This is a genomic window from Dyella halodurans (genome assembly GCF_026283925.1).
Classification (GTDB): domain Bacteria; phylum Pseudomonadota; class Gammaproteobacteria; order Xanthomonadales; family Rhodanobacteraceae; genus Dyella; species Dyella halodurans.
The window spans coordinates 1-12,356 of sequence record NZ_JAPDPF010000008.1 but is presented as its reverse complement, the minus strand read 5'-3'; the positions used below and the strand labels follow the sequence as shown (position 1 = coordinate 12,356).

General features: G+C 62.3%; 12 protein-coding genes. 6 read left to right on the top strand and 6 right to left on the bottom strand.

Features of this window, described 5'->3' with window-relative positions; genetic code table 11:
* Window positions 1–179 precede the first annotated feature (179 nt).
* From OUZ49_RS15660 to OUZ49_RS15640, 5 genes are read left to right on the top strand one after another with little or no spacing between them, the layout of a single operon-like run.
* Window positions 180–1,958 (top strand): acyclic terpene utilization AtuA family protein, encoded by a 1,779-nt coding sequence (locus OUZ49_RS15660; protein WP_266151458.1) that lies wholly within the window; start codon window positions 180–182, stop codon window positions 1,956–1,958.
* 8 nt (window positions 1,959–1,966) lie between these two features.
* Window positions 1,967–2,101 carry a hypothetical protein gene (locus OUZ49_RS15655; protein ID WP_266151457.1) on the top strand — a complete coding sequence of 45 codons (135 nt, stop codon included), beginning with the start codon at window positions 1,967–1,969 and terminating at the stop codon, window positions 2,099–2,101.
* Window positions 2,088–3,707: an acyl-CoA carboxylase subunit beta gene (locus OUZ49_RS15650; RefSeq protein ID WP_266151456.1), complete on the top strand. Its 1,620-nt coding sequence runs from the start codon at window positions 2,088–2,090 to the stop codon at window positions 3,705–3,707. Before OUZ49_RS15655 ends, OUZ49_RS15650 begins: the two co-directional genes overlap by 14 nt.
* A 45-nt stretch (window positions 3,708–3,752) precedes the next feature.
* Window positions 3,753–4,910 carry an acyl-CoA dehydrogenase family protein gene (locus tag OUZ49_RS15645; protein WP_266151455.1) on the top strand — a complete coding sequence of 386 codons (1,158 nt, stop codon included), beginning with the start codon at window positions 3,753–3,755 and terminating at the stop codon, window positions 4,908–4,910.
* Window positions 4,910–6,904, top strand: coding sequence for an ATP-binding protein (locus tag OUZ49_RS15640; protein WP_266151454.1), 1,995 nt, complete (start codon window positions 4,910–4,912; stop codon window positions 6,902–6,904). The genes OUZ49_RS15645 and OUZ49_RS15640 overlap by 1 nt, the downstream gene beginning before the upstream one ends.
* A gap of 38 nt (window positions 6,905–6,942) precedes the next feature.
* Here the strand turns inward: OUZ49_RS15640 and OUZ49_RS15635 are convergent, their stop codons facing one another.
* Complete coding sequence (locus OUZ49_RS15635) at window positions 6,943–7,599, bottom strand: TetR/AcrR family transcriptional regulator (RefSeq protein ID WP_266151453.1); 657 nt, start codon at window positions 7,597–7,599, stop codon at window positions 6,943–6,945.
* Window positions 7,600–7,956: 357 nt separating this feature from the next.
* On the opposite strand from OUZ49_RS15635, the gene OUZ49_RS15630 reads away from it, so the two are divergent.
* On the top strand, window positions 7,957–8,226 hold the full coding sequence (locus tag OUZ49_RS15630) for a YciI family protein (RefSeq protein ID WP_266151451.1): 270 nt from the start codon (window positions 7,957–7,959) through the stop codon (window positions 8,224–8,226).
* A 183-nt stretch (window positions 8,227–8,409) separates the two neighbouring features.
* Here OUZ49_RS15630 and OUZ49_RS15625 read toward each other — a convergent pair whose 3' ends face one another.
* The 5 genes from OUZ49_RS15625 to OUZ49_RS15605 all read right to left on the bottom strand — a co-directional run.
* Window positions 8,410–8,715, bottom strand: a complete 306-nt coding sequence (locus OUZ49_RS15625; protein ID WP_266151450.1) for a hypothetical protein — start codon at window positions 8,713–8,715, stop codon at window positions 8,410–8,412.
* 255 nt (window positions 8,716–8,970) lie between these two features.
* Window positions 8,971–9,447, bottom strand: coding sequence for a hypothetical protein (locus OUZ49_RS15620; protein ID WP_266151449.1), 477 nt, complete (start codon window positions 9,445–9,447; stop codon window positions 8,971–8,973).
* Window positions 9,448–10,040: 593 nt separating this feature from the next.
* On the bottom strand, window positions 10,041–10,334 hold the full coding sequence (locus OUZ49_RS15615; RefSeq protein ID WP_266151448.1) for a hypothetical protein: 294 nt from the start codon (window positions 10,332–10,334) through the stop codon (window positions 10,041–10,043).
* A gap of 570 nt (window positions 10,335–10,904) precedes the next feature.
* Window positions 10,905–11,507 (bottom strand): hypothetical protein, encoded by a 603-nt coding sequence (locus tag OUZ49_RS15610; protein ID WP_266151446.1) that lies wholly within the window; start codon window positions 11,505–11,507, stop codon window positions 10,905–10,907.
* A 90-nt stretch (window positions 11,508–11,597) separates the two neighbouring features.
* Window positions 11,598–12,356, bottom strand: a 759-nt coding sequence (locus OUZ49_RS15605; RefSeq protein ID WP_266151444.1) for a hypothetical protein, incomplete at its 5' end; no start/stop codon positions are given.

The following is a 12,356-nucleotide window of genomic DNA, read 5'->3' as shown; positions in this document are numbered from 1 at the left end:
AGCGGCGGCGTGGCGGCCTGGCGATCATGTGTGATGATGGTTATTTATTCAAGCAAATGATTTAGTATCCCCGGAAGGCTGTCCCAACGACTCTCTCTGGCGAGGCAAGCAGCGCGTGAGCACGGATAATCATTTCACGGCCCTGGCGTGGCGTCCCTGCAACGGAACGGGCCGCTGAGATGCGCAGGGACACCGTCTCCATTGGCGGCGCCAGCGGCTTCTGGGGTGACAGCGTCACCGGGCCGATGCAACTGGTCGCCTCGGGTCGTATCGACTTTCTGGTGTTCGATTACCTGGCCGAGCTGACCATGTCGCTGCTGGCCACGGCCCGCATGAAAGACCCGTCCTTGGGCTACGCCACGGACTTCGTTGGCGTGGCGATGCGCGCGGTACTCAGGGATGCATTGGCGCAGAACATCCGCATCATCGCCAATGCGGGCGGCGTCAATCCGCGCGGTTGCGCTGCGGCGCTGCAGGCGCTGGCCGACGAATGGGGTGTGCAGGTGCGTATCGCCGTGGTGGAAGGCGACGACGTAATGCCGTTGCTGCCTGCGCTGCGCGACGAGGGCGTGCGCGAATGGCAGAGTGACAGCCCGCTGCCGCCCAAGGTGTTGAGCGCCAATGCCTACCTCGGCGCGTTGCCGATCAAGGCGGCCTTGGATGCAGACGCGCAGGTGGTGATTACCGGGCGCTGTGTCGACAGCGCGGTCACGCTTGGCGCACTGATGCATGCGTTTGACTGGGCCGCCGATGACTACGAACGCCTGGCGGCCGGCAGCCTCGCTGGGCACATCATCGAATGTGGTTGCCAGGGCGTCGGCGGCCTGCACACCGACTGGGAGTCCGTGCCCGACTGGGCACACAGCGGCTACCCCATCGTGGAATGCCGCGCCGACGGCAGCTTCACCGTCACCAAACCCGAGGGCAGCGGTGGCCTTGTGACCCCGGCGACGGTGGGCGAGCAGCTGCTCTACGAAATCGGTGATCCTGCGCGCTATGTGCTGCCCGACGTGATCTGCGATTTCACGCAAGTCACCTTGACGCAGACCGGCGAGCATCGCGTGGACGTGCGTGGCGCCCGCGGTCGCGCGCCGACGTCGACTTACAAGGTGAGCGCCACCTATGCCGACGGTTACCGCGCGACCGGGCAGCTCACCGTGATTGGCTTCGATGCGGAGCGCAAGGCTCGGCGCACGGCCGACGCCATCCTGGAGCGCACGCGCGGACTTTTTCGCCAGCTGGGCCTCGCGGATTACAGCGACACGCATGTCGATACGCTGGGTTCCGCCTATCTGTTCGGGCCGCACCAGCCACAGGTGCCGCGTTTCGAATCGGTCATGTGGTTGGCAGTTACCCACCCAGAAAAGCAAGCGCTGGAACTGTTCGCGCGCGAAATCGCCCCTGCTGCCACCTCATGGGCACCCGGCACGACGGGCGCCGGCGGACGCCCCAGCGTGACGCCCGCAATCAAGCAATTTGCCTTCCTGCTCGACAAGGCGAGGGTGCGTCCGCAGCTGACGCTGTTGGGTGGCGAGAGTATTGAAGTACGCGTGCCCAGCGGCGGCGCACCGCTTGAAACACCATCCGTAGCGGCTACCCCCTCATCGCCTGCGTCACTCGCCGGCCCAGGCCGAGAAGTTCCGCTCATCGAGCTCGCTTACGCACGCAGTGGCGACAAGGGTGACACCGTCAATATCGGCGTGATGGCGCGCCGTCCCGAGGACCTCCCGTTGCTTCGCGCACAATTGACTGAAGAGGCCGTGGCCGCCTACCTCGCCCACGTGGTGAAGGGGCGCGTCACACGTTACGACCTGCCGGGTATCCACGCGCTCAACTTCGTCTGCGAGCAGGCGCTGGGTGGCGGTGGCATGGCCTCGTTGCGCCATGACGCGCTGGGCAAGGGCATGGCGCAGGTACTGCTGGCGATGCCGGTGCGGATTCCGGCCGATCACGCATGAGTAGCGAAATGATCATCATGGTGGATGTGCTGCCGTTATCCCGCGGCCTTGCGCGGCATCCTGTCCTTGGCGGGGCTGCGCGCCACCTGATCAGCCCGTGGCCAATGCCGCGCATGGAGGAGGCCGCCAATGCCCACGCTTGAATCACGCGCTGTTCCGCAGAGCGAAACCTACCGGCAAAACCACGCCGCACTCAGCGACCTCGTCGCGCGATTGCGCGCCCTTGAGGCGCGTACGCGCGAAAAGTCCGAGGCATCGCGCGAACGATTCGAGCGGCGCGGCCAGTTGCTGCCAGGCGACCGGCTCGGCCGCCTGCTCGATGCCGGCGCACCGTTTCTTGAACTGTCCACGCTGGCCGGCTTCTGTCTGGACCATGCCGATCCGGAACGCTCCGTCGCTGGTGGCGGCCTGATCGTGGGCATCGGCTGGGTGAGTGGTGTGCGCGCGATGATCGTGGTGGACGATGCAGGCATCGATGCGGGCGCGGTGCAGCCGATGGGCATCGAGAAATTCCAGCGCGCACAGCGCATCGCACTGGATCAAAAACTGCCGTTCATCCACCTGGTCGAGTCAGCCGGTGCCAACCTGCTGGCGTACCGGGTGGAGACCTTCATTCACGGCGGCAGCGCGTTTTACTGGCTTGCGCGGCTGTCGGCGGCGGGCATACCGGTGATCAGCGTGGTGCATGGCTCCAGTACGGCAGGCGGTGCGTACATGCCCGGCTTGTCGGACTACGTGGTGATGGTGCGTGATCGTGCGCGCGCCTTCCTGGCCGGCCCTCCCCTGCTCAAGGCGGCCACCGGCGAAGTGGCCACGGAAGAAGAACTCGGTGGCGCCGAGATGCACGCGACCCTGTCGGGTCAGGCCGAATATCTCGCCGAGGACGATGCGGATGCGCTGCGCATCACGCGGGAGCTGCTCGCGGCACTGGACTGGAATCGCGACCTCCCGCCTGTCGATCGGCCCTACCCGGCGCCGCGTTTCGACGCGGAGTCCTTGCTCGGCATTGCACTGCCCGACCACCGCAAGCCCCTGGACATGCGCGAAGTGATCGCGCGCCTCGTCGACGGTTCGGACTTCCTCGAGTTCAAGCCGGACTACGGGCCGGCCACCGTCACCGGACACGCGGCCATCTGTGGCATGCGGCTGGGCATCATCACCAACAACGGGCCACTCGACCCGGCCGGCGCCAACAAGGCCACGCATTTCATCCAGGCCTGCTGCCAGTCCGACCTGCCGCTGCTGTACCTGCAGAACACCACCGGCTTCATCGTCGGCAAGGCCTCCGAGCAGGGCGGCATGATCAAGCACGGCGCGAAGATGATCCAGGCCATGTCCAATGCGACGGTGCCGCGCATCACCGTGCATTGCGGCGCTTCGTTTGGCGCTGGCAACTACGGCATGTCCGGGCGCGGCTTCTTCCCGGACTTCTGCTTCAGCTGGCCCAACGCCAAGACCGCCGTGATGGGCGCCGAACAGGCGGCCGACACCATGGCGACGGTGATGGCCGCCGGCATGCAGCGCAAGGCGCAGGCAGTCGATCACGCGGCCATCGAGTCGATGCGCGCCAAGGTCATCGATACCTTCGAGCGGCAAGCGGATGCGTTCACCCTGTCGGGACGCCTGTTGGACGACGGCGTGATCGATCCCCGCGACACCCGCAAGGTGCTGGCCTGCGTGCTCGCCGTTTGCGAAGAGGCACGCCGTCGCCAGCTGCACCCCGTTCAGTTCGCCGTCGCTCGACCGTAACACCGTCTTCCATCAACCCGTCCAGGACCACCGGAGCGAGACAGCATGCAGTTCACCCACGAGCACCAGGAGCTGCAACGCAGCCTCAAGCGCTTCATCGACAGCGAGATCAATCCGCATGTCGACGACTGGGAGACGGCAGAGATGTTTCCCGCCAAGGAGTTGTTCAAGAAGATGGGCGCGCTGGGCTTCCTCGGCATCGCCAAGCCCACCCAGTTTGGCGGCCTGGGCCTGGACTATTCCTATGCGATGGCGATGGCCGAAACGCTCGGCCACATCCACTGCGCCGGCGTGCCGATGGCGATTGGCGTGCAGACCGACATGGCGACCCCTGCGTTGGCGCGCTTCGGCTCGGACGAACTACGCGCCCAGTTCCTGGCGCCCGCGATCAGCGGCGAGGCGGTGGCATGCATCGGCGTGTCGGAGCAAGGCGCCGGTTCGGATGTGGCGGCCATCAAGACCTACGCGCGCAAGGAGGGCGACGACTACGTCATCAACGGCAGCAAGATGTGGATCACCAACAGCCTGCAGGCCGACTGGATGTGCCTGCTGGCGAATACCTCCGATGACGCCGCGCACCGCAACAAGTCGCTGATCATCGTGCCGATGGACGCCAAGGGCGTGTCCGTGGGGATGAAGATTCGCAAGATCGGCATGAACGCCTCGGACACCGGCCTGATCTACTTCGATGACGTGCGCGTGCCGCAGCGCTACCGCATTGGCGATGAGGGTCGAGGCTTCACTTACCAGATGCTGCAATTCCAGGAAGAGCGCATGTGGGCGGCTGCCAGCAACCTGCAGATGTTGATGGCGTGCATCGACAGCACGATCGACTACGCCCGCGAACGCAAGCTGTTTGGCGCCAGCCTGCTCGACAACCAATGGATCCATTTCAAGCTGGCGGAACTCAAGACCGAGGTGGAGGCGCTGCGGGCGCTGACCTATCGGGCGTGCGAGCTCTACATCAGCGGCCAGGACGTGACCGAACTCGCCTCCATGGCCAAGCTCAAGGCGGGGCGCCTGGCGCGTATCGTGCCGGATGCCTGCCTGCAGTTCTGGGGCGGCATGGGTTTTACCTGGGAAAACCCGGTCTCGCGCTTCTACCGTGACGGACGCCTGGCGTCGATTGGTGGCGGCGCGGATGAAGTGATGCTCAGCATCATCTGCAAATACATGAACACCTTGCCCGACAGGAAAGCCTGATGGCCAACCGGCATGCAGGGTTCCGCTCGGTGCTGATCGCCAACCGCGGCGAGATTGCGCTGCGCATCCAGCGCACCGCCCGGCGTCTTGGCATGCGCACCATTACCGTCTATGCCGAGGCAGATCGCGATGCGCCGCACTGTCAGGCGGCAGATATCGCGCTGCCGATCGGCGCGTCCGAGCCACAAGCCTCGTACCTCAATATCGCCGCCATCCTCGATGCCGCACGTCGATCCGGCGCGGAGGCGGTACATCCCGGTTACGGCTTTCTCGCCGAAAGCGCCGCCTTTGCACAAAGCTGCATCGACGCCGGCCTGGTCTTCATCGGTCCGCCTGCAGCTGCCATTCGCGCCATGGGCAACAAGGCTGGCGCAAAGCACTTGATGGAGGCCGCTGGCGTGCCATGCGTGCCGGGCTACCAGGGAGAGGATCAAGCTGGCGAGCGCATGGCGCAGGAAGCCGCCCGCATCGGCTACCCGGTGATGATCAAGGCGGCAGCCGGTGGCGGCGGGCGTGGCATGCGCCGCGTTGACCACCCGGAACAGTTTGCCGCCGCGCTGCAATCGGCACGCTCGGAGGCCGAGAACGCCTTTGCTTCCGGCGAGCTGATCCTCGAACGAGCCATCATCGAATCGCGGCATATCGAGATCCAGATATTCGCCGATGCCCATGGCAACGTCGTCCATCTGGGCGAGCGCGACTGTTCGGTGCAGCGCCGTCATCAGAAACTCATCGAGGAATCGCCATCGCCTGCGGTGTCGGCCCAGCTGCGCGAGCGCATGGGGGCGGTGTCGGTGGCTGCGGCACGGGCTATTGGCTATGTGGGTGCCGGTACGCTGGAATTCCTGCTTGCGCCGGATGGCAGCTTCTACTTCATGGAGATGAACACGCGCCTGCAGGTCGAGCACGCGGTGACCGAGGCCGTGCTCGGCATCGATCTGGTCGAATGGCAATTGCGTGTAGCGCTGGGCGAGAGCCTGCCGCTAAGTCAGGACGAGATCGACGCGCGCCGCGCGACCGGCGGCCACGCCATCGAAGTGCGCTTGTGCGCCGAAGATCCGCAGCAGGATTTTCTGCCGCAGAGCGGCACGATCACGCGCTGGCGCGCCCCACGCGACGTGCGCACCGACCACGCGCTCGCCAATGGAGCTGTCGTCTCGCCGCATTACGATTCGATGCTGGCCAAGATCGTTGCGCACGGCACTGATCGTGCTGACGCCTGCCGCCGCCTGGCCAACGCGCTGGGGGATTGCCTGCTGCTCGGCGTGCCGAGCAACCGTGCCTTCCTGCAACAGTGCGTGACCCATCCTGCCTTCCTGGCGGGCGACGTGTCGACGGCTTTCATCGATCAGCACTTTCCTACTTCGACACGACAGCGCCAGGCGCCGAGTGTGGCTGCCTGCCAGGCGGCAGCCGTGCTGCTCACGCATCGGCGCCAGACCACCGCGCAACGCTATCCCGCGGAGTTACAGGGTTGGGCCAGCAGTCGCACCCACGCCACGTCGTGCCGATTCACGCTCGATGGCGTGGCCTTCGAGTTTCGGCTACGCGCGCTGGCAGAGCGACGCTGGGCGCTCACAGGGAGCGAGGGCGCGGCCGAGGTGGAGGTCGAATCCGGGCCGGAGGGGCGCGTGACCTTGGCCATGGGCGACATGACCCGCCAGCTCGACGTCGCCTTCACCGGGACGTGTTGCCAGTTCGTGCTGGATGGCGTGGAGCACAGCGCCGTCGATACCACCTATGCCAGGCCGGCTCGCCAGGGTGCACAAAGCGGCGACGGCCGCATCAGCTCGCCGATGAACGGCCGCGTCGTTGCGCTGCATGTTACTGAAGGCGAGACCGTCAGCGCTGGCCAGGCCTTGCTGGTGGTCGAGGCGATGAAGATGGAACACAGCATCGCGGCGCCATTTGCCGGCGCGGTCAAGGGCTTGTTCATCGAGGTCGGGGCGCAAGTGGCGCCCGGAGGCGTGCTACTGGAAATCGCGGCCGCCTGAGCGGCGGCACGCGCCAGCGTAGCGCTGCTGCATTGTCCTTACGGCGCCGTGCGCAGGATGAAACGCACCGCCTGATCGGCGAGCGCGTCGATGCTGATGCCGGCGCCGGCCTGATACCACTGGGCCGTCCAGTTGAGCGCGCCGAACATCAGCAATCGGTCTACGGGCGTCGGTTGCACCCATTCGCCCGATGCATGCAGGCGCTCGATGACACGCGTCCAGATCGACTCGTAGCGATCCTTGAGCGCAATGATGTGTTCCTGCGCCGAGGCGTCCAGCGAGCGCCATTCGTACAGCATCACCGGAATGAAGTCCTGGTTCGGTGCGAGCAGGGTGTAAAGGTGCGCTCGTACCAGCTGTCGCATCGCTTCGCGGGGAGGCAGGCCATCCACGTCGATGGCTTCGATATCGGCCAGCGCCACCGTCAGGCCATGCTCGATCACCGCCTGCAGAATGTCCTGCTTGGTTTTGAAGTGGTAAAACCAGCTGCCCGCATGCACGCCCGCCGCCGCGGCGATATCGCGCACCGTGGTATTGCCGTAGCCCTTTTCGCGAAACAGCCGGGCCGACTGCTCGATAAGCTCCCTGCGCAAGCCTTCGTTGGCGTCCTGCGCCGGACGCCCGCGCTTGCGCGGCGGCGATGCATCGGCGCCGGGGGCGGATTGGGGCGAAGCGGAATGGGGAGATTTGGGCATGCCAAGACCGAAAGGAAAGGCTTCACGCATCTTAGCGGCGCGCCTGTATCACGCGCACCTATGCGTTCCAGAGAGAGAATGACGTCGAAGGCCCCACTATGCTCTCTTGATGCCCCAACCCCGGCTACAGCCAGTGTCATTGAAGGCGGAACCGAGTATCTATAATGGGTGGGAAGCAGACCACACGGAACCTCCGACAACTGTCAAAGCTTGCCCGTAGGTCCTTGCTTCGCGCGCAACAAGACTTCACCAAGCCAAGGATTCAGGCTGCAGCCGTTCTTGCTTGATTGCTAACCGTCATCACCTGCCGGGCTCACCTGCTCCCACACGCGTGGGACACCTACGGAGTGACGCACCATGAAATACGTGATGTCTTACGAGCTTGCACCGGGCGGCCTCCCCAAAGCCATGGAACAAGGTCCCGCCCACGCCGCCCGTCTTCGCGAGTTCCACGCGAAGGGTGTGCTGCTGATGGCCGGCCCATTTGCAGACCCGACCCAAGGCGCACTAGGCATCTTCACCACCCGGGAAGCCGCCGAAGAATTCATTCGCGGCGATCCGTTCGTGACCGAAGGCGTGGTCGGCCGTTGGACCGTGAAGGAATGGCGCGAGGTGCTGGTCGATTAGCCAGGACGGCGCCAGCCTCACCACGAGTCAGCAGGCGTGATCACGGCCCGATCTTCCAAGGTCAGCTTCGGGTCGCTAGCAGACCTAATCAACAGCGAAGCTCGCGAGGCAGCTCGCGAGCTTCCTTCCTGCCGTAGCGCCCAATCGGTGGCGCTTATCAAGGTCACCTGCCGCAATGGGCTTTCATGGTCCTTTTGCCAGTGCGGCTCCGACGATGGCACTACGTAGTTGAGCCTGCGTCAGGGCAACGGTTGCCGACTGGCGGACCGCAACTGCTTTCATCGATTGCGGCTTAAGCATCAGGTGACGCTGAGCTTCCCAGCTCTTCGCCAGGTGTTCCGCCTGGGCAACTTCGGCTGGCGTGGCTCCGACGAAAGCCACAACCACATAACCATTCAAGTCGACGGTGTAGGTTTCAATCGCTGCATTGGCCTGTCCAATGAAGGCGAAGCCTAAGGCGATAACCGCGGGGATAATCAAGCGCTTCATGATGATGGCCTCCTCTGACGTGGATGCACCCACCTGGGCAGGCTCGATGTTGAACTCTTGCTCCCCAGAAGACATGAGGGATTTGCACAAAATAATGAGGGCTTGGTGAGAGTAAGCTGCGACCTGAATAACGTGCTTGGGTTGGTTACCTTGCGCTGTTGCCCAATTTAGACCGTGTCGAAAGGTCCGCTGTGGGTCGGGAGCGGACCTGAGGCCGAACCGTGTCCCAAGTGGATGTGGTCCCGTGCACACGCGTCAAAGTCGCCACCAGGCAAGATCCTTTTTCGCCACGTCCCAGTAGAAATGGAAGGCGTCGCACTCTCCATCAACGAGCGCGAAAGATACCCCAGCCTTAGATCGTCTGAATCCGCCAATTGCGCCGGGCTCATCCATTGGGTCGTAGTCGAGGGACTCCACCGTGATCGACACTGGTCCGGAACACAGGTCACTTTGCGATTGGCCGCCAATCCTAAAGGTCCGAGTGATGACCCTGTGCTCTTGCGCCCCCAGAATCAGAGCCACAGTGGCCGATGTGGCGTCCTGACGAAGAAACACATAGTCGGGCTTTCCATCAGAATCGATATCGACCTGCGCCGCGCTTGCCTTGTCCCAGCCATTGCCTGCGGAGCTTCTCTCCAGAAGTGCCCGCGCACCGTGCTCATCGGCCAACGCGATCGACATGAAGAGCGTGGCACTCATGCCGCACAACAGGCTGGCAAGTCGAATGCGCATCATCGATCCCCTATCGAAGAGTTGCAGAAAATTTGAGGCAATACTTTTAGGTCCGCTACGGGTCGCAAGCAGACATCAGCATTCCCATAGAGCGATCACTGCCAAGCCTTTTGCGGACGCGTCCTTAAAGAAGTCTCGCAATGGCTCAAAGAACCATATCTGTCCGGCGTCGAGGTGATCTTTCCCAGTAAATAGACCCTCGAAGAACCCCCTCCCGTTCGAGTCCAGCGCCTGAGAGATATCCCGGACCGTAGCCTGACCGAAAAAGGAAACGTTTGGGTCGCTCGCTCCGTCAAGATCTGCATGAATGTCCCCCAGGAACAACTTTGACAGGGGATATGGTTGACCTTCGAGCGCTAGACCCCAAAAGCGAATCGAATCTTCCGCGTCGCACTTCGGCGCCACCTCTACGCGAAGTTGATCCAAGGCCCCATACCACTCACCTTTACTTCCGCACTGAGCAATCAGTGTTCGAGCGGTGTCCGTGACTTGGAAGAGCGTCCCCCATCCCATCAAATTACCCCCTCAATTTTGGCAAGGAAGTTCGGTGTGTCTAATGTCTGCTCCGGGTCGGAAGCGGACCTTCCAAGCTCTTAGGCTTCCTCATGCCCTTCGAGCTCAGGCTTGGGATAAATCCGCACCGGACATTTGAGCCGAAGGACGCCGATGACGTGCTCGACATGTGAGCCCGCGCGCGCTGATTTAACCTGGTGCTTCATCGAAGAGAACGTGTCGATTGCCACCTTCTCTCCGCCATCAAAAATCCAAAACCACGAATCAGTCTGCATGCCCGACTCGACGCGTGAAAAGTGACTACAGAGAAAGTCTTTCAGCTCCTCATGAAAGTCCCAGTACTCAGCCGGATGGTCCTTTTCCGCGAAGATCATTGATGCCTCGTGTCAGGTTTCTTTAGGTCCGCTCCGGGTCGGAAGCGGACCTAGTCTGCCTTGACCGTCGATTCCCCACACGACGCTCTAGGCGAGCATAAGGCAATGTGTGCCTGCCTCATGAACACAGATTCATAGCCTTCGTATGGCAGCGTTCTATTCGCCAGTGCGTCACTGATAGTCTTCAATTCGGTCGGCGATAGGGGGCACTGCCCTGGCTCGACCCTCACGACGTAGCCACCTGGAAGAAGTATCAAAACGACATCACAGCGCTCACCCTTTGGTAGCCGAATATCGGCGAGAAGGTGCTCGGTGGAGCTGGCGATAGCCTGATCGTAGGCAGTGGCCAGGCGGAGCTGCGAGGCGACAAACGTCGGATCCGTATTGGCCGAGTACCGCAGTGGTTGCTCGGTGGATATCACACTCACTTGGACCCGACTGGCTTCCTGTGAAGCTTCTGCGCCTCCGGCGATCAATAGGCACGCAAGGCAAAACAAAGTGCGCATGAAAAGACTTCCCCTATTTCGGTCGTTCAGTTGTCCGCTACGGGTCGAAAGCCGACTTCTCGTCTTAACGCCGAGGTACGTAATCGTCCTTTCCAAAAGCCATCGGCGCAACGTCGCGCCAAATGGCAGCTCGCTCAAATAGACCCACGTAGAGATCGACAAGCGGCACTAACCCTCTCGCCGTTGCCTTGTGCTCCGGCTCCCAGCGAGATATTGCCTTGCATTGGCCGTTACGGATCACTTCCACCGTCAATGTGTCTCCATCCGCGCCGAAGGTCGCGTCACTCGATGTGAGATCCCAATACCTCGCTCGCTCCAATCCCTTCTTTATGTCTGCGATTTCGGTGCCGGACGCCTCGTCGGTATGTTGGAATGCGATCTCGCCCAGGTCGTAACCCGCCTTCCCCGACAGAACGACCGCGCGACGGACCCTCTTGCGGCCATCCTCTTCATAACGGACCAAAATGGGATGTCGAAATGTGGGCAGGTAAACAAGTCTAATGGCGAAGTAATCTGGCCCCTTGCCGCGAGCCGTCAATGTTGGCTCTCCGAATGCAGCAAGGAAATCCGGATCGTTCCGACAACCCTTCTTGTCTGCAGATTCCGCTGCACACGCCACATTGATCCCCGCTAATAGCGCGAACAGAAAGAATAGCCGCAGCTTCACAATTCCCCCAATACCTATCGAAGTGTTACAGCAAATTTGAGGCAGTCTGTTAGGTCATCTTCGGGTCGGAAGCGGACGTCCGAATGACACCTAATTCTTGGGGCCGGCAGGCCAAGGCGGGATGCGCTTTACCTCTCCGGGCTTTATCCCAATGTGCTTCACAGTCGATTCGTATCCTGGGTCACCGGGCTTAATCTCCTCGAGCCCTTCGCCGATTGCTCCCCCGCTTGAGACCATCCGCAATTGGAGAGACAACGTGCCGTCTGCTGACATGGAGGCAACGCCTATGCTTGGCGGAATGGGATCAATTGCCTTGGTTTCACCAGGCTTGAGGCCTCCCATTTGGTCCAAAGCTCCTTTGTAGCCGACGGAACTGGGCGCGTAGTGCAATTCAATCTCACGCAGTGGGTGCCCAGGGGCTTGGTTCTCCAGGAGAAACACCACTGTGCCGTCAGCGAGCATCGTGGCAACCCCTACGCAGGGCTTTCCCGAGGCTTCTTTGGCCGAACTCCTAGTGACCCCGACCGGCATAGCGTCGCCTTCTTTAGGGTGCTCAACGACACACTTGATCGAAAGTTGCCTCGCATCCAGGTTTTCCGTCGCCTGTGCGAGAACTGCCGGACTGATGAGTACGGCAATTGCCAATGCTGCAACGGTCATCCAACAGCGCCAGTCGACCATATCGTTCCTCATGTTTCGCTTACCCTTCATGCCATTCGAAGGGTCCGTATATGGACTCCTCCCCTGTTGCAAGCATCCCGCAGCTCTGGCGTCCGTGTCGACTGCAAACGTATATCCGGCCTCCGCCACCCTCACTCCGGGGGATGCTGGGCCTTGATGAGCTAGTCG

What these genes read in the sequence shown, in the direction of transcription:
- OUZ49_RS15660 (WP_266151458.1), top strand. Translation starts at nt 180, where the DNA reads ATGCGCAGGGACACCGTCTCCATTGGCGGCGCCAGCGGCTTCTGGGGT.
- OUZ49_RS15655 (WP_266151457.1), top strand. Translation starts at nt 1,967, where the DNA reads ATGATCATCATGGTGGATGTGCTGCCGTTATCCCGCGGCCTTGCGCGG.
- OUZ49_RS15650 (WP_266151456.1), top strand. Translation starts at nt 2,088, where the DNA reads ATGCCCACGCTTGAATCACGCGCTGTTCCGCAGAGCGAAACCTACCGG.
- OUZ49_RS15645 (WP_266151455.1), top strand. Translation starts at nt 3,753, where the DNA reads ATGCAGTTCACCCACGAGCACCAGGAGCTGCAACGCAGCCTCAAGCGC.
- OUZ49_RS15640 (WP_266151454.1), top strand. Translation starts at nt 4,910, where the DNA reads ATGGCCAACCGGCATGCAGGGTTCCGCTCGGTGCTGATCGCCAACCGC.
- OUZ49_RS15635 (WP_266151453.1), bottom strand. Translation starts at nt 7,599, where the DNA reads ATGCCCAAATCTCCCCATTCCGCTTCGCCCCAATCCGCCCCCGGCGCC.
- OUZ49_RS15630 (WP_266151451.1), top strand. Translation starts at nt 7,957, where the DNA reads ATGAAATACGTGATGTCTTACGAGCTTGCACCGGGCGGCCTCCCCAAA.
- OUZ49_RS15625 (WP_266151450.1), bottom strand. Translation starts at nt 8,715, where the DNA reads ATGAAGCGCTTGATTATCCCCGCGGTTATCGCCTTAGGCTTCGCCTTC.
- OUZ49_RS15620 (WP_266151449.1), bottom strand. Translation starts at nt 9,447, where the DNA reads ATGCGCATTCGACTTGCCAGCCTGTTGTGCGGCATGAGTGCCACGCTC.
- OUZ49_RS15615 (WP_266151448.1), bottom strand. Translation starts at nt 10,334, where the DNA reads ATGATCTTCGCGGAAAAGGACCATCCGGCTGAGTACTGGGACTTTCAT.